The sequence below is a fragment of the Pseudomonas sp. yb_5 genome, assembly GCF_043103865.1.
GTDB classification, from domain to species: Bacteria; Pseudomonadota; Gammaproteobacteria; order Pseudomonadales; family Pseudomonadaceae; genus Aquipseudomonas; species Aquipseudomonas putida_Y.
Genome location: NZ_JBICKE010000070.1, coordinates 39332 through 56477 on the forward strand (window position 1 = coordinate 39332; position 17146 = coordinate 56477).

15 protein-coding genes are annotated in these 17146 nt (G+C 62.5%); 13 read left to right on the plus strand and 2 right to left on the minus strand.

Going from position 1 to position 17146, the window contains the following annotated elements:
* Positions 1-49: 49 nt before the first annotated feature.
* Complete coding sequence (locus ACF8GF_RS10265) at positions 50-571, plus strand: acyloxyacyl hydrolase (RefSeq protein ID WP_176684277.1); 522 nt, start codon at positions 50-52, stop codon at positions 569-571.
* A gap of 31 nt (positions 572-602) precedes the next feature.
* Here the strand turns inward: ACF8GF_RS10265 and ACF8GF_RS10270 are convergent, their stop codons facing one another.
* Positions 603-2726 carry a TonB-dependent siderophore receptor gene (locus tag ACF8GF_RS10270; protein WP_392488570.1) on the minus strand — a complete coding sequence of 708 codons (2124 nt, stop codon included), beginning with the start codon at positions 2724-2726 and terminating at the stop codon, positions 603-605.
* Positions 2727-2991: 265 nt separating this feature from the next.
* Complete coding sequence (locus tag ACF8GF_RS10275; protein ID WP_176684275.1) at positions 2992-3882, minus strand: universal stress protein; 891 nt, start codon at positions 3880-3882, stop codon at positions 2992-2994.
* Positions 3883-4007: 125 nt separating this feature from the next.
* Here ACF8GF_RS10275 and hisN point away from each other — a divergent pair, with 125 nt between their 5' ends.
* The 12 genes from hisN to ACF8GF_RS10335 all read left to right on the plus strand — a co-directional run bounded on the left by hisN (position 4008) and on the right by ACF8GF_RS10335 (position 17143).
* The gene (hisN, locus tag ACF8GF_RS10280; RefSeq protein ID WP_176684274.1) at positions 4008-4799 is read left to right on the plus strand and encodes a histidinol-phosphatase; all 792 of its coding nucleotides are present in this window, start codon (positions 4008-4010) and stop codon (positions 4797-4799) included.
* Between the two features lie 186 nt (positions 4800-4985).
* Complete coding sequence (locus ACF8GF_RS10285; protein ID WP_176684273.1) at positions 4986-5717, plus strand: hypothetical protein; 732 nt, start codon at positions 4986-4988, stop codon at positions 5715-5717.
* Between the two features lie 300 nt (positions 5718-6017).
* The gene (locus tag ACF8GF_RS10290; RefSeq protein ID WP_176684272.1) at positions 6018-6974 is read left to right on the plus strand and encodes an AraC family transcriptional regulator; all 957 of its coding nucleotides are present in this window, start codon (positions 6018-6020) and stop codon (positions 6972-6974) included.
* 159 nt (positions 6975-7133) lie between these two features.
* Positions 7134-8492 carry a benzoate 1,2-dioxygenase large subunit gene (gene benA / locus ACF8GF_RS10295; protein WP_176684271.1) on the plus strand — a complete coding sequence of 453 codons (1359 nt, stop codon included), beginning with the start codon at positions 7134-7136 and terminating at the stop codon, positions 8490-8492.
* Entirely contained in the window at positions 8489-8974 is a 486-nt protein-coding gene (gene benB, locus ACF8GF_RS10300) for a benzoate 1,2-dioxygenase small subunit (RefSeq protein ID WP_004374327.1), read from the plus strand. The genes benA and benB overlap by 4 nt, the downstream gene beginning before the upstream one ends.
* Before the next feature lie 72 nt (positions 8975-9046).
* Positions 9047-10057 carry a benzoate 1,2-dioxygenase electron transfer component BenC gene (gene benC, locus ACF8GF_RS10305; protein ID WP_392488571.1) on the plus strand — a complete coding sequence of 337 codons (1011 nt, stop codon included), beginning with the start codon at positions 9047-9049 and terminating at the stop codon, positions 10055-10057.
* Between the two features lie 193 nt (positions 10058-10250).
* Positions 10251-11012, plus strand: a complete 762-nt coding sequence (locus ACF8GF_RS10310; protein ID WP_392488572.1) for a 1,6-dihydroxycyclohexa-2,4-diene-1-carboxylate dehydrogenase — start codon at positions 10251-10253, stop codon at positions 11010-11012.
* A 57-nt stretch (positions 11013-11069) separates the two neighbouring features.
* Entirely contained in the window at positions 11070-12398 is a 1329-nt protein-coding gene (locus tag ACF8GF_RS10315; RefSeq protein ID WP_392488573.1) for an MFS transporter, read from the plus strand.
* Between the two features lie 29 nt (positions 12399-12427).
* Positions 12428-13342 carry a catechol 1,2-dioxygenase gene (gene catA, locus ACF8GF_RS10320; protein ID WP_392461278.1) on the plus strand — a complete coding sequence of 305 codons (915 nt, stop codon included), beginning with the start codon at positions 12428-12430 and terminating at the stop codon, positions 13340-13342.
* A gap of 146 nt (positions 13343-13488) precedes the next feature.
* On the plus strand, positions 13489-14688 hold the full coding sequence (locus ACF8GF_RS10325; protein WP_392488574.1) for a benzoate/H(+) symporter BenE family transporter: 1200 nt from the start codon (positions 13489-13491) through the stop codon (positions 14686-14688).
* A gap of 54 nt (positions 14689-14742) precedes the next feature.
* Positions 14743-15993: an OprD family porin gene (locus ACF8GF_RS10330; RefSeq protein ID WP_176684266.1), complete on the plus strand. Its 1251-nt coding sequence runs from the start codon at positions 14743-14745 to the stop codon at positions 15991-15993.
* Between the two features lie 73 nt (positions 15994-16066).
* Positions 16067-17143 carry a metal-dependent hydrolase gene (locus ACF8GF_RS10335; protein ID WP_392488575.1) on the plus strand — a complete coding sequence of 359 codons (1077 nt, stop codon included), beginning with the start codon at positions 16067-16069 and terminating at the stop codon, positions 17141-17143.
* Positions 17144-17146 lie beyond the last annotated feature (3 nt).

The window sequence follows — 17146 nt, forward strand, 5'->3', positions numbered from 1 at the left end:
GAGGGGCCCAAGCCCCCGCTTGCCGTGTAGACCATCAGGAGAGTCGTTGATGAAAACCCGTCTAGCAGCTTCGCTGGCCGTTGCAGTGCTGGCCTTTGCCGGGGCCGATCTGGTTCAGGCTGCGCAGATATCAGGCGCCGTGGGCGCCACTGGCCAAGGTGACATGACCTACCGTATCGGCATGTCGTTCGACTGGGACAAGAAATGGCTGCAAAGCAGTGCCGGTCATGTGAGCGGTTACTGGGATGCGGCCTACACCTATTGGGAAGGTGGCGATGCCAGTGGTGCGCATTCGCTGTCGTTCAGCCCGGTGTTCACGTATGAGTTCAGCGGCTTTACCTACACGCCTTACATCGAGGCAGGTATTGGCCTGGCAGCGTTTTCAAAGACCGACGTGGGCGACCAGCGACTGGGGTCGTCGGTCAACTTCGAAGACCGTATCGGCTTTGGCCTGAAGTTGCCGGGAGAACAGAAGGTAGGCATCCGTGCCATGCACTACTCCAACGCCGGGATAAAGCAGCCAAACGACGGCATCGAGTCGTACTCGCTGTTCTATAGCAGAGCTTTCTGACATTACGGGGCCGCTGCGCGGCCCCGGCAATTCAGAACGTATAGGAAACGCCGGCCTGCACCGTGCGCGGTGCGCCGGGGTATACGTAGCTGTTGAACGCCCCCTCGTCATACCCCTTGTTGAACACGTTCTTCACGTCCAGATTCAACCGCACGTGTTCGTTGACCTTGTAGAACGTCAGCAGGTCAACCACGGTGTACTGGTCCATGTTGTAGGTGACCGCCTCGGTCTGGCCATTGCGGTCATCCACATACTTCAACCCAAGTCCTAACCCAACACCTTTGGCAAAACCGTCCTGGAACTCATAAGTGTTGAGCAGGCTGAAGCTGTTGCGCGGGATGTTGGCCAGTCGCGTACCCGTCGGCAGGCGGTTGTCCTTGGTAACTTCGGCATCGACATAGGCGTAGCCACCGATTACCCGCCACTCAGGCGTGATATTGCCGGCGATGTTGATATCCAGCCCGCGGCTGCGTACTTCCCCGGCGGCCAAGCTGTAGTTGGTATTCACCGGGTCGCGCGTCAGGACGTTCTCCTTGACGATGTGGTAGATCGCCGCGTCCACGCTCAATTGACGATCGGGCGCCTCCCATTTCAAGCCCAGCTCATAGGATTTGCCCTTTTCCGGGTCGAAGCCACCGCCGCTGGCAGGCGTGCCTGTGTTGGGCTTGAACGAGCGCGCAGTATTGGCATAGACCGCCACGGTGTCAGTCAGGTCGTAGATCAGGCCAAAGCGTGGCGTGACGCCGTTTTCGCCCTTGCTGAAGTCCCGATTGGCAGGTCGCTTATCGTCGTAATCGTGCTCGAAGCGCTCGAAGCGTACACCAGCCAACGCCTTCAGACGCTCGGTCAGCGCCACCTGATCCTGGATGAAGAAGGCCCAGGTCTGCAGGTTCTCACTGTCCCAGGTCGTTGGGTCCGCAGCCAGCGCCGGTCTCGGTTGGCCGAGTACCGGGTCGTAGATGTCGATCGGGTAGGACGCGCTGGAACGTCGGATGATGGAGCTGTAGTGATAGTTCTCGTACTCGATGCCTGTCAGCAGGGTGTGGCTGAGCGTACCGGTATCGAAATGCCCGGTCAGGTTCAATTGCCAGTCACGGTCGGTCCATTCCAGCTTGCGGTAGTTGAAGTTCCGCTGCAGGGTGCGGCCGTCTGCCAGTAAATTGCTCCCCTCGACTGCATTACCCTTGAGCGAGCCATCGAGGTACTGGAATCCACCGCCCAGCGTCCAGTTGTCGTTGAGCTGGTGCTCGAAACGCAGCTGCGCCATGTTGTTGTCGTTGTGCAGCAGGTTGTCGCTGCCTTTTTCCCAGATATAGGTATCGCGCGAGGCGCTGCCGGTCTGGGTGGGGTAGCGGGTCAGGCCGCGATCGAGGGGGTGGTTGTTGCGCATGAAATCGCCTTCGAAGGTGATCTTCGTGGCGTCATTGACCTGCCAGCTGATGACCGGGGCGACATCGTAGCGTTCGCTTTCGACATCGTCGCGGAAGCTGTCGCCACCTTCACCCAGTATGTTCAGACGGTAGGCCAGCGAGCCGTCCTGGCTCAGCGGCCCGGTGGCATCGAGGGTCGCACGGTGCATGCCTTGGTCGTCGAACTGGCTGCCAAGGGTGACCTTGGACTCAGGCAACGGCTGCTTGCTGACCACGTTGAACGTACCGCCAGGGTCGCCACGGCCGTACAGGCTGCTGGCCGGGCCACGGATGACCTCCAGGCGCTCGACGGTGTTGGCATCCGGGGCGTTGGGGTAGCCGCGGTTGATCGGAAAGCCGTTGCGATAGAACTCGCCGGTCGTGAAGCCACGCACGGTGAAGGTTGTCAGGCCCTGGCCGCCGAAGTTGTTGGCGCGGCCGACACCACCGGCGTAGTCCAGGCCGTCCTGCAGGCGCGTGGCGCCCGTGTCTACCAGCACATCCTTGGGTACCACGCTGACCGATTGCGGGGTTTCGTGCAGCGCCGTGTCGGTGCGGGTGGCACTGGCCGAGCGGGTGGCCTTGTAGCCTTCGACCGGGCCGTCGGCGCGTTCGCTGTCGGCAGTACTGGTGATGCTCAGGGCCTGGAGTTCGATCTGGTTAGGGTCGCTGAGCGGTTCAGGCTCGGCAAAGGCCAGCGGGGAGACAGCATGAAGCACACAAAGCGAAACGAACGTGCGGCGCATCGACGGTACGGTCCTTGAATAGGGCGCTAAGAGGCTGGGTCGGGAGATGCCGCGAACATACTACGAATCATTATCAAATGCATTAGTTTTGAGTGGCACTGGTGTACCAGAAACCAAGGGGGAAGAAGTTACGGTCACAGTAGTGCCTGCAGGAGCAACCTTGTGCTGCGAAGGGACCGATAGGTCAGGAGCTGCTCTGTGGGTGGAATTGCCTCTTCGCAGTACAAGGTCGTCCTAGCCTGGCCCCTGGTCAGGCTGATGAAGCTCAGCGAATCGCCTTGATCGCCAACACATTGCACAGCGGGTGTTCCAGCACATGCGCCGTTGTCCCGCCCAGGAATGTCTGCATGGCGTCATGCCGATGGCTGCCCATGACTATCACGTCCACCCGGTTGTGGCCGACGAACTGGGCAATTGCCCTGGTCGCAGCCCCTTCGAGGAAGTGCCGGCGCTCCAGCGGAATCTGGTGATGGTCGCCCAGGCGGTTGAACGCCGCCCGCTGCGCGGTACGCACGCTGCCATCGAAGCCGGGCATGGTGACCGCACCGGCACCGAAGTCGGCGATGTGGGTCTTGGCCGCATCGCACACATGCAGCAGGTGCAGCTCGGCGTTGCACTGCAGGGCCAGGTCATGGGCGCAGTGGATGACTTGCTCGTCCAGGTGTTCACCAGCGCCGTGGCTGTTCAGGTCCACCGCGGCAGCGATCTGCCGTGGCAGGGGCAGGCGAATGTCGCTGACCAGATGCACGGCGACCGGGCTGTCCTTGAGCAATTGCCAGTCCAGCGGCGTGACCAGCAGGCGTTTGAGTACGGGTTCGTGCTGTACGTCCTTGACCAGCAGATCGCAGCCCAGCCGTTCGACCCGCTCTAGTACGCTGCCCAGCGGGTCGCGGGTCAACAACAGCTCGGTGGACACGTCCAGGCCGGCATCGCTCAGCTGTTCGGCCTCATCCGCCAGCCATTGGCGGTTGTCGCTGAGCAGCCGCTCACGCTCACGGCCATCGCTCATCAAGCCAAAGGTGTCGACGTCGTCGACGAACACATTGATATCCAGCAGGGCACCGCTGGATTCCGCCAACGCCGCAGCGCGTTGCAGCGCAGGCGTATGACGCATTTGCGGGCCGAGCATGACGAACAGACGTTTGAACTGGCTCATCGCACACCTCCACGTGTGGCAGCCCCCCGGTGATCTGGTCATGTTCAGTCTAGACTGCCGCAACGTACACCGGGGCGATGTGTCGGGTATGATGCGTGCCCCATCATTGTCACGAGGCCCGCCCCATGTCCCTGAGTGCTGAACAGATCGTTGAGTATCGCGCCTTTGCCGAGCAATTGGCCGATGCTGCCGCTGCAGCGATCGCGCCGTACTTCCGCGCCAGCCTGGATGTCGAGGACAAGGGCGGGCGCCTGTACGACCCGGTGACCGTGGCCGACAAGGCCGCCGAGGATGCCATGCGTGAGTTGATCCAGGCTCGGTATCCCGAACATGGCATTCTCGGTGAAGAGGCTGGCGTTGCAGTGGGCAGCAGCCCGCTGACCTGGGTGCTGGACCCGATCGACGGCACCCGGGCGTTCATTACCGGCCTGCCACTGTGGGGCACCCTGATTGCCCTGAATGACGGCACCCGCCCGGTGCTGGGCGTGATGAACCAGCCGTTCACCGGCGAACGTTTCGTGGGTACCCCGGCAGGCGCCTGGCGCAGTGGCACGCCGCTGAAGACGCGTGCCTGCACCGACCTGGCTGCCGCCACGCTGATGTGCACCACGCCGGACATGTTCGACACCGCCGAGCGCAAGGCGGCATTCGAAGCGGTCGCCGGCAAGGCGCGGTTGATGCGTTATGGCGGTGATTGCTATGCCTACTGCATGCTGGCGTCGGGTTTTGTTGACGTGATTGTCGAAGCGAGCCTTCAGCCGTATGACGTACAGGCGCTGATGCCGATCATCGAAGGGGCGGGTGGCGTCATCACGGCGTGGGATGGCAGTTCGGCGCAGGATGGCGGCTGCGTGGTGGCCTGTGGGGACCCTGCGCTGCATGCGCAGGTGGTGGAGATGTTGCGCCACGCCATGTGATCCGGGTTCGTCGCGCCTAGCCTCTTCGCGGGCGAGTCCCTTCTTGTGGGAGCGGGTTCACCCGCGAAGAGGCCGCCACAGGTTTCCATTCTCTCCAGCCACCGCACTTTTTCCCATTTTCGGGCTCTATGCTTGGCCAGGCCGCGCTGACTCCCGGCGCAGCCGCCGAATATCGACCCGGTGCCGATGGTTGCAAGCTACCCGAATTTCCTCCCCCGCCTGCTACTGACAGGTGCCCTGGCATGCCTGTGCGCCTGCACGCAGCAGCAGGGCCGTGACATGGTCAACCAGCTCGGCAACGGCAAACCCAGCGAGCTGTTCCAGACCAGCGTCGACCGCCTGGCCACGCTGTCGATGCGCGACAACCTGCAAAGCCTGTACCTGCTGATGAACAAGCTGTACCTGCGCAACCCCAGCCAGTGGAAAGTGTCTGGCTACCTTGACGCCGCCACCGCCGAGCGACAGATCCGCATCGCCATCGAACAGCGCCGGCCGCTGCCGCAACTGGGCAACCGCCGTGACCTTGCAGCCTTGAGCTACGCCCTGAGCCCCGAGTTTCGCGGGGACCGCGTCGGAGCCTTCATCTACGCCATTGGCAGCATGCTGATCACCGCGCACGGTGGGCGTACCGAGTTCTACATGACCGATACCATCGACCCGCTGTTCGTCAACAACGCCGCGCGCAATATCGAGAAGGCAACATGGATGCTCAGCCAGCGGCAAGATGCCAATGGGGTGTTGCTGCTGTTCTCGAACGAGATCTCGGAGGAGGGCACCAACCTGAGTTTTGCCGTGGAGTTCGGCAAGATCGTCGCGCGGCTGGACTTGCTGGCCGAGTTGCTGGATGAGCGTTATCGGCGCATAGGCTTGAATTACGCGCAGAGCCTGTTGCTGATGAACTTCCTGCCGGTGCAGTGAATGACGGTCGTTGCAGGAGCGCTTTGGACGGACGCCATGTGCAGGCCACGCGAGTACCTAAAGTACTGTTCGATAAACGAACACGCATGGCGCCGGACCTGTCCGCTATCCGCCCAGCCAATCCCATCGTTGCATTGCCCAACCCCCGCCTTTTTGCTGTAGTGTCCCCTATCCGCCGGCTGTCGCCTGCCCCTGCGACGCGCTGCCAGCCCGATAGAATGACCGTGATGACCGCAACCACAGCCGACAAGGCGGTAGGGCGCGGCGACCAGAACAATAACGATACCGAGTGCCTTGCCTATGGAAAGCCGCCTGCTGAGCGAGCGCAGTAGCGTGTTTCACCACGCCGACCCTTATGCTGTGTCCGATTATGTGAACCAGCATGTAGGCCAGCATTGCATCGGTCTGTCCCGCACCACCCACCCCCAGGCCAGCCTCAGCCATCGCAAGTTCGCCGAGCTCGACCTGTGCCGTATCAGCTATGGCGGCAGTGTTCGCGTGACGTCGCCCGCGCTGGAAACCATCTACCACCTGCAAGTCTTGCTCAATGGCAACTGCCTGTGGCGCGGGCACAAGCGCGAGCAGCACCTGGTGCCGGGCGAATTGCTGCTGATCAACCCGGACGACCCGGTTGACCTGACTTACTCGGAAGACTGCGAGAAGTTCATCCTCAAGGTGCCGACCCGGCTGCTGGACTCGATCTGCGATGAACAGCGCTGGCAGCGGCCTGATGGGGGCGTGCGGTTCTTGCGCAATCATTACCGGCTGGAGGAGCTGGATGGCTTCGTGAACCTGCTGGCCATGGTTTGTCATGAGGCGGAAGTGAGCGATTCGCTGCCAAGAGTGCAGGGCCATTACAGCCAGATTGTCGCCAGCAAGCTGCTGACCCTGATGAGCACCAACATCCGCCGCGAGAGCCTCAGCTCACCGGGTGCAAGCCTGGAGCGGATCATCGACTACATCGACCGCAACCTTAAGTTCGAGCTGACAGCGGAGGCGCTGGCGGAGCAGGCGTGCATGAGCCTGCGCTCGTTGTATGCGCTGTTCGACCGGCACCTACAGACCACACCCAAGCAGTACGTGCGACAACGCAAGCTGGAACAGGTGCGTGCCTGCCTGGCTGATGCCAGTTGCTCGGTACGTAGCGTGACCGAACTGGCCATGGATTATGGCTTCCTCCACCTCGGGCGTTTTTCCGAGGTGTATCGGCAGCAGTTTGGCGAATTGCCGTCCGAAACCTTGCGCAACCGGCGATGAACCGTACTGGTCTCTCGCGGGTACGCCCGCGAAGAGACGCTTGAACCTGTCACCTCAACCTGCACAAAACGGATAGCACCCCGCACAAACCGGATATTGCGACCCAATCCCAGCCTCTAACCTGACCAGGTCTAAACAATAACAAGGGAGACCCTGGCCATGTCCCTGGGATTCGACTACCTCAATGCCTTGCTCGAGGACGACCGTGAAAAGGGCATCTACCGCTGCAAGCGGGAGATGTTCACCGACCCACGCCTGTTCGACCTGGAGATGAAGCACATCTTCGAGGGCAACTGGATCTACCTGGCCCACGAAAGCCAGATCCCCGAGAAGAATGACTTCCTCACCCTGACCATGGGGCGCCAGCCGATTTTCATCGCGCGCAACAAGGACGGTGAGCTCAATGCCTTCCTCAACGCCTGCAGCCACCGCGGTGCCATGCTGTGCCGGCACAAGCGCGGCAACCGTTCCAGCTATACCTGCCCGTTCCACGGCTGGACGTTCAACAACAGCGGCAAACTGCTGAAGGTGAAAGACCCCAGCAACGCCGGCTACCCCGACAGCTTCAACTGCGACGGCTCCCACGACCTGACCAAGGTGGCACGCTTCGAGTCGTACCGGGGCTTCTTGTTCGGCAGCCTGAACGCCGATGTGAAGCCGCTGGTCGAGCACTTGGGCGAGTCGGCGAAGATCATCGACATGATCGTCGATCAGTCGCCTGAAGGCCTGGAAGTGCTGCGCGGTGCCAGCTCGTACATCTACGAAGGCAACTGGAAACTCACCGCCGAAAACGGTGCTGACGGCTACCACGTAAGCTCCGTGCACTGGAACTACGCTGCCACCCAGAACCAGCGCAAGCAGCGCGAGGCGGGTGACGAGATCAAGACCATGAGCGCTGGTGCCTGGGCCAAACAGGGCGGCGGTTTCTATTCCTTCGACCACGGCCACCTGCTGCTGTGGACGCGCTGGGCCAACCCCGAAGACCGCCCGGCCTACGAGCGCCGCGAGCAGCTGGCGGCCGATTTCGGCCAGGCGCGCGCCGACTGGATGATCGAAAATTCGCGCAACCTGTGCCTGTACCCCAACGTGTACCTGATGGACCAGTTCAGCTCGCAGATCCGCGTCGCCCGGCCGATTTCGGTGAACAAGACCGAAATCACCATCTACTGCATCGCGCCGAAAGGCGAGAGCGCCGATGCCCGTGCCAAGCGTATTCGCCAGTACGAAGACTTCTTCAACGTCAGCGGCATGGCCACCCCGGACGACCTGGAAGAATTCCGCTCGTGCCAGACCGGCTACGGCGGCGGTACCGGCTGGAACGACATGTCTCGCGGCGCCAAACACTGGGTCGAAGGTGCCGATGAGGCGGCCAGGGAGATTGAACTCGAACCCCTGCTGTCGGGCGTGCGCACCGAGGACGAAGGCCTGTTCGTGCTGCAGCACAAGTACTGGCAGGACACCATGATTCAGGCCCTCAAGGACGAACAGCAGCTGATCCCCGTGGAGGCCGTGCAATGAGCCTGTATGAAACCGTGCGCGACTTTCTCTACCGCGAAGCGCGCTATCTGGACGATGCCCAGTGGGACCAGTGGCTGGAACTGTACGCCAGCGATGCCAGCTTCTGGATGCCGAGCTGGGACGATGACGATACCCTCACCGAAGACCCACAAAGCGAAATCTCGCTGATCTGGTACGGCAACCGTGGCGGCCTGGAAGACCGCGTGTTCCGCATCAAGACCGAGCGCTCCAGTGCGACCGTGCCCGACACCCGCACTTCGCACAACATCAGCAACATCGAGATCGTCGAGCAGGGCGAGGGCAGCTGCCAGGTGCGCTTCAACTGGCACACCCTGAGCTTCCGCTACAAGACCACCGACAGTTACTTCGGCACCAGCTTCTACACCCTCGACCTGCGCGGCGAGCAGCCGCTGATCAAGGCCAAGAAGGTGGTGCTGAAAAACGACTACGTCCGCCAGGTCATCGACATCTACCACATCTGATACTGGGTTTTGCGAGCATTGCCCGGTGCGTCTTGTGACGCGCCGTGGCCTGGCTCGCCCGCGAGGTGCAACATGAGCTACCAGATCGCACTGAATTTCGAAGACGGGGTTACCCGTTTCATTGAAGCCACCGGTCAGGAAACCGTGGCCGACGCCGCTTACCGCCAGGGTATGAACATCCCTCTGGACTGCCGCGACGGTGCTTGCGGTACCTGCAAGTGCAAGGCTGAGTCCGGTCGTTATGACCTTGGCGACAACTTCATCGAAGACGCCTTGAGCGAAGATGAAATCGCCGAAGGCTACGTGCTGACGTGCCAGATGCGCGCCGAAAGCGACTGCGTCATCCGCATCCCGGCTTCGTCGCAGCTGTGCAAGACCGAGCAGGCCACTTTCGAGGCCGCCATCAGCGATGTGCGCCAACTCTCGGTCAGCACCATTGCCCTGTCGATCAAGGGTGAGGCCCTGAGCCGTCTGGCCTTCCTGCCGGGGCAGTACGTCAACCTCAAGGTGCCAGGCAGCGAGCAGAGCCGGGCCTACTCGTTCAGCTCGCTGCAGAAGGACGGTGAAGTCAGCTTCCTGATCCGCAACGTACCGGGTGGGCTGATGAGCAGCTTCCTGACCAACCTTGCCAAAGCCGGCGACAGCCTGAGCCTGGCCGGGCCGTTGGGCAGCTTCTACCTGCGGCCGATCCAGCGCCCGCTGTTGCTGCTCGCGGGTGGTACCGGGCTGGCACCGTTCACCGCGATGCTGGAGAAGATCGCCGAGCAAGGCAGTGAACACCCGCTGCACCTGATCTATGGCGTGACCAACGACTTCGACCTGGTCGAACTCGATAGCCTGCAAGCGCTGGCGGCACGTATCCCCAACTTCACCTACAGCGCCTGCGTCGCCAACCCGGACAGCCAGTACCCGCAGAAGGGCTATGTCACCCAGCACATCGAGCCACGCCACCTCAATGACGGCGATGTGGACGTATACCTGTGCGGGCCGCCACCCATGGTGGAAGCGGTCAGCCAGTACGTGCGCGAACAAGGCATTACCCCGGCCAACTTCTACTACGAGAAGTTTGCGGCTGCGGCCTGACAGCCCCTCTGATTCAAAGCAATACGCCGACCCTGTGGGAGCGGGCGAGCCCGCGAAGCAGGTTGCGCGGTGGATGGCACGGGCTTCGCCCGTGTTCGCGGGCAAGCCCGCTCCCACAGTGATCGCGCAGCCTTTCAGGCTTTGAGCAAGACAGTTGCAGCCACAGGGTCTCTCGCGAACTGGAGATTTGCATATGAACAACAGATTCCAAGGCAAGGTCGCCCTGGTCACCGGTGCCGCCCAAGGCATCGGCCGGGGCGTGTGCTGGCGGCTGAAGGCCGAAGGTGCGCAAGTGGTGGCCGTAGACCGTTCCGAACTGGTCCACGAGCTGGCGGGTGAAGGCATGCTTACCCTCACCGCCGACCTGGAGCAACACACCGACTGCGCCCGGGTCATGGCCAGCGCGGTGGACGCCTTTGGGCGCCTCGACATTCTGGTCAACAACGTAGGTGGGACCATTTGGGCCAAGCCCTTCGAGCACTACGATGTCGAGCAGATCGAGGCCGAAGTGCGCCGTTCGCTGTTCCCCACCCTGTGGTGCTGCCACGCCGCGCTGCCGTACATGCTCGAACGTGGCAGTGGCGCCATCGTCAATGTCTCCTCCATCGCTACCCGCGGCGTCAACCGTGTGCCTTACGGCGCAGCCAAGGGAGGCGTCAACGCGCTCACTGCCTGCCTGGCCTTCGAAACCGCCGGCCGGGGCATCCGTGTCAACGCCACCGCGCCAGGCGGCACTGAAGCGCCGCCCCGGCGGGTACCGCGCAACAGTGCCGAGCAAACCGAGCAGGAGAAGCGCTGGTACCAGCAGATCGTCGACCAGACCCTGGGCAGCAGCCTGATGCACCGTTACGGCAGCATCGACGAGCAGGTGGGGGCCATTCTGTTCCTCGCTTCCGACGAAGCCTCGTACATCACCGGCGTGACCCTCCCGGTAGGGGGCGGCGACCTCGGCTGAACTGCAACCTCAAGGCAAAAGCTTTCTTCCACAACAAAAACAAGAGCGACAGATGCCATGCGAACACTTGACGTACACCCGATCATCGACAATGCGCGCTTTACCTCGTTTCACTGGATGGTCATGGCCTGGTGCGGCCTGCTGCTGATTTTCGACGGCTATGACCTGTTCATCTACGGTGTGGTACTGCCGGTCATCATGAAAGAGTGGGGCCTGACCCCGTTGCAGGCCGGCGCGTTGGGCAGCTATGCGCTGTTCGGCATGATGTTCGGCGCCCTGGTCTTCGGCAGCCTGGCCGACCGCATCGGGCGCAAGAAGGGCATTGCCATCTGTTTTGCCTTGTTCTCGGGGGCGACCATCCTCAATGGCTTCGCCAGCAGCCCGAGCGAGTTTGGCATCTACCGCTTCATCGCCGGCCTGGGCTGTGGCGGCCTGATGCCCAACGCCGTGGCACTGATGAACGAATACGCGCCCAAGCGCCTGCGCAGCACGCTGGTGGCGATCATGTTCAGTGGCTATTCGCTGGGCGGCATGCTGTCGGCAGGTGTCGGCATCTTCATGCTGCCGCGTTTTGGCTGGGAGTCGATGTTCTTCGCCGCAGCGGTGCCACTGCTGCTGTTACCGGTGATTCTCTACTACCTGCCTGAATCCATCGGCTTCCTGGTGCGCCAAGGCCGTGTCGAGGAAGCACGCACGCTGCTCAAACGGCTGGACCCGGACTGCGATGTCCAGGCCGATGACATGCTTCAGGCAACCGACCGCAAAGGCAGCGGCGCTTCGGTGCTGGAACTGTTCCGCAATGGCCTGGCGATTCGCACCCTGGCGCTCTGGGTTGCGTTCTTCTGCTGCCTGCTGATGGTCTACGCACTGAGTTCCTGGCTGCCAAAACTGATGGCCAACGCCGGCTACAGCCTGGGCTCAAGCCTGTCGTTCCTGCTGGCACTGAACTTTGGCGGCATGGCCGGGGCGATCCTCGGCGGCTGGCTGGGTGACCGCTACAACCTGGTCAAGGTGAAGGTGGCGTTCTTCATTGCCGCCGCACTGTCGATCAGCCTGCTGGGGTTGAACAGCCCGATGCCGGTGCTGTACCTGCTGATCTTCATCGCCGGCGCCACCACCATTGGTACGCAGATTCTGCTGTACGCCGGCGCTGCCCAGATGTACGGCCTGTCGGTGCGCTCTACCGGCCTGGGCTGGGCCTCGGGCATTGGCCGTAATGGCGCCATCGTCGGCCCGCTGCTGGGCGGTGCGCTGATGGGCATCAACCTGCCACTGCAACTCAATTTCATCGCCTTTGCCATCCCTGGCGCCATCGCTGCGCTGGCCATGGCCGTGCACCTGGCCAGTGGTCGGCGCCACGCCCAGGCCCTGGCGGCGCAGGCCTGAACCGAACAGAACAAGACGAGGTAACCCCCATGACCGTGAACATTTCCCATACTGCCGAGGTACAGCAGTTCTTCGAGCAGGCCGCAGGTTTTGGTAATGCGGCCGGCAACCCCCGCCTCAAACGCATCGTGCAGCGCCTGCTACAGGATACCGCGCGACTGATCGAAGACCTGGACATCAGCGAAGACGAGTTCTGGCACGCCGTCGATTACCTCAACCGCCTGGGCGGTCGCGGCGAAGCCGGGCTGCTGGTGGCGGGGCTGGGCATCGAGCACTTCCTCGACCTGCTGCAGGATGCCAAGGACCAGGCGGCAGGACGCGTTGGCGGTACCCCACGCACCATCGAAGGCCCGTTGTACGTGGCTGGCGCACCGATTGCCCAAGGTGAAGTGCGCATGGACGACGGCAGCGAGGAGGGCGTCGCCACGGTGATGTTCCTGGAAGGCCAGGTGCTGGACCCGCACGGACACCCGCTGCCGGGTGCCACGGTCGACCTGTGGCATGCCAATACCCGTGGTACCTATTCGTTCTTCGACCAAAGCCAGTCGGCGTACAACCTGCGTCGGCGCATCGTTACCGATGCCCAGGGGCGGTACCGCGCGCGCTCCATCGTGCCATCGGGCTATGGCTGCGACCCGCAGGGGCCAACCCAGGAATGCCTGGACCTGCTGGGCCGTCATGGCCAGCGCCCGGCGCACGTGCACTTCTTCATCTCGGCGCCAGGGTACCGGCACCTGACCACGCAGATAAACCTGTCGGGGGACAAGTACCTTTGGGATGACTTTGCCTATGCCACACGGGATGGGCTGGTCGGGGAGGTGGTGTTCGTCGAAGGGCCGGATGGTCGGCATGCCGAGTTGAAGTTCGACTTCCAGTTGCAGCAGGCCCAGGGCGGTACCGATGAGCAGCGCAGCGGGCGGCCGCGGGCTTTGCAGGAGGCCTGATCCACCGCGTGGGCTGTTTCGCGGGCATGCCCGCTCCCACAGGTGAAGCCTGTGCAGTCGTTGTTGGAGCGGGCATGCCCGCGAAGCAGACAACCCCCAAACAAGAGCCCGCCACAAAGGCCGGCCGCTGCCTTGCGAGACGCTTCATGAAAACGCTGATCAAGGACTGTTCTGTGTCGGCCATTGTCGCCGGCTGCATTGCCACGACGATCTCCTACGCCGGCCCGTTGGTGATCATTTTCCACGCCGCCGAAGCGGCCGGCCTGTCGCACCAGCAGTTGTCGTCCTGGGTCTGGGCCGTGTCCATGGGCAGTGCGGTGCTCGGTGCGCTGCTCAGCCTGCGCTACCGCGTGCCGGTAGTGATCGCCTGGTCGATCCCGGGGTCGGCCCTGTTGGTCACCGCCTTGCCGCAACTGGGCCTGGAACAGGCTGTGGGTGCCTACCTGGTGGCCAACCTGGTCCTGCTGCTGATCGGCATCAGCGGGGCCTTCGACCGCATCATCGCGCGCCTGCCGGGCTCTATCGCTGCCGGTATGCAGGCCGGGATCCTGTTCAGCTTTGGCAGCGAAGTGTTCCGCGCCTTGCCGGTGCAACCGCTGCTGGTACTGGCGATGTTCGTCACCTATGTGCTGATGCGCCGGGTGCAGCCGCGCTATGCCGTGGCTGCGGTGCTGGGCGTAGGCATGCTGGTGACCGTGGTCAGCGGTACGTTGCGCAGCGAGGCACTGGTGCTGGAATTGGCCTCACCCCAGTGGGTCGCCCCCCAGTTCAGCCTGTCGGCGGTATTCAGCCTGGCGCTGCCGATGGTGCTGGTGGCGCTGACCGGGCAATTCATGCCGGGTATGGCGGTACTGCGCAACGCTGGCTATCCCACGCCGGCCAGCCCGCTGATCAGCGCCAGTGCCCTGGCTGGGGCGCTACTGGCGCCGTTCGGTTGCCACGGGCTGAACCTGGCGGCGGTTACCGCCAGCCTGTGCACCGGCCATGAGGCCCATGAAAACCCGCAACGGCGTTATGTGGCAGCGGTGGCTGGCAGTGCGTTGTACCTGCTACTGGGCATTGCCGGGGCCACCTTGATGTCGCTGTTCGCCGCCTTTCCCGCCGTACTGATCGCTGCCCTGGCCGGTTTGGCCCTGTATGGCGCCATCAGCGAAGCCTTGGTCCGCAGCCTGGCAGAGCCGGCCGAGCGCGATGCCGGGCTGTTCACCTTCCTGGTCACCGCTTCGGGGGTGGCTTTCCTGGGCCTGTCGGCAGCGTTCTGGGGGCTGCTGTTCGGCCTGCTGGCCCACGCGCTGCTAAGGCTGCGCCAACCACGTGCCCGGGAGGTGCTGCGCCGTACACCATGAACTGCCGTGTTTCCAACGCTGTACCCATAAAAACAAGATCAAGAGAGCTTCGGAATGAACCACACCCCTTGCGTTGCCCTGGGCCTGACATTGCTCAGCCAGCCACTGCTGGCTGCCGAAGGCGGCTTCTTCGAGGATTCGAAGGCCACCCTGAGTGCCCGTAACTACTACTTCAGCCGCGATTTCTCCGACATTGTCGGGGCCAACAAACAGTCCAAGGCCGAGGAGTGGGCCCAGGGTTTCATCCTCGACTTCAAAAGTGGCTACACCCCGGGCCCGGTCGGCTTTGGCGTGGACGCCCTGGGCTTGCTGGGGATCAAGCTGGACAGCAGTCCAGACCGCGCCAATACCGGCCTGTTGCCGGTGCATGGCGACGGCCGTGCTGCCGATGAGTACAGCCGCCTGGCGCCGACCTTCAAGGCCCGGATATCAAAAACCGAACTGCGTGCAGGTGAACTGCAACCGAACCTGCCGGTGCTGACCTTCAGTGATATTCGCCTGTTGCCACCCACCTATCAGGGCGTGAGTTTGAGTTCGTCGGAAATCGACGGCCTGACCATGCAGGCCGGGCACTTGAAAAGCACCCACCTGCGCAACGAAGGTGGTGACGGCAAGATGAACGCGATGCTTGGCCATGTGCCGATGCGGCAGGCCGAAAGCGACGCGTTCAACTATGTGGGTGGGGACTATGCGTTCAATGCCAACCAGAGCAGCCTCAGCCTTTGGTACGGTCAGCTGGAGGACATCTACCAACAGGGCTTTGTTGGCCTGAAACACAGCAAACCGGTCGGGGACTGGGTACTCAGCGCCAACCTGGGTTATTTCACCGCGCGCGAGGAAGGCGATGCGCTGCTGGGCAACATCGACAACCAGGCGTTCTTCTCGCTGTTCACTGCCCGGCATGGCGGGCACAGCTTCCATGCCGGCTACCAGGGCATTTATGGCGATAGCCCGTTCCCACGGGTATTCGCTAACATCTCGCCGCTGGGCAACGAAGTGCCGACCTATGAGTTTGCCTACACCGACGAGCGCTCGTACCAGGTGCGTTACGACTACAACTTCGCCGCCATGGGCGTGCCGGGCCTGACAGCGACCGTGCGCTACATAACCGGTAACAATGTCGATACCGGGCTGGGTTACGAAGGGCGTGATCGCGAGCGTGATCTGGATATCGGCTATGCGGTGCAGAGCGGGGCGCTGAAAGGCTTGGGGATACGGGTGAGAAACGCCATGGCGCGCTCCAACTACCGCAGTGATATCGACGAGAACCGTCTGACGCTGGTGTACACCTGGCAGCTGTTCTAAGCCATCCAGGAGAATTGCGCATCAGGGGTGTATGAGGGTAGCTTGCGGAAACGACTCTTTCAGGAATCCCCCCTTGGACTCCATCACCCAAGCCGTACTCGGCGCGGCGCTGCAAGGGACCGTGCTCGGGCGCATCCAGGGCCGCCGCTCGCTGCTGTATGGTGCAGCACTGGGCACGTTGCCGGACCTGGATGTGATCATTCGCTACGCCGACCCGGTGTCGCAGATGACCTACCACCGTGGTTTTTCCCACTCGCTGTTCGTGCTAACAGGGCTGGCCTTGCTGCTGGCCTGGCTGGTCAACAAATGCTGGCCTGGCAAGGGCTATACCTTGCCACGGCTGTTCCTCGCATTCTGGCTGGTACTGGTTACCCACCCGTTGCTGGACGCCTTTACGGTTTACGGCACGCAGCTGTTCTGGCCACTGCAAGGCACCCCGCAAAGCTGGGCGGCGGTGTTCATCATCGACCCGGTCTATACCGTGCCACTGCTGCTGGCGGTCATCTACGCCATCGCCAAGGGCGTGACTGCCAGGGCTAAACGCCTATTGACCCTGGCGCTGGTATTCAGTACCGCTTACCTGGGGTTTGGCCTTGCCGGGCGCATGGCAGCCGAGCAGCGCTTCGAGGCGGCGCTGCACCAGCGCGGTATCGCTACCAACGAGGTCCGCGCCGTGCCGATCGCGTTCAACAGCCTGGTCTGGCGGGTGCTGGCCAAGACTGCGGAAGGGGATTACTACGAAGGCATCAGCAGTGCATTCGACCGGCAAGCGCCCGAGATGCAACGCTTGTCACGTAACCTGCAGCTTGCCCAAGCGCTGAGCGATGATCCCCTGCACCAGCGGTTGCGCTGGTTCACCGATGACTGGCTGCGATACGACCAGATCGGTGATGCGCTGGTGGTTACCGACCTGCGTATGGGTATTCCAGGCAACTACACCTTCCGTTTCAACATGGCCCACCGTGACAACCAGGGGCGCTGGATTGTCGATGTGCCTTCGATGTTCCAGGGCGCTGGCCCAGGTTCGATGTTCAGTGGTGCAGACCTGGCGTTGATCTGGCGGCGCATTATCGAACAGCAACCGCCCTTGCCTCTGGCAGTGTGGACCGAACGCTATCTGGGCGTCAGCCCCGTAGAGCGCGAGCGCTAACGC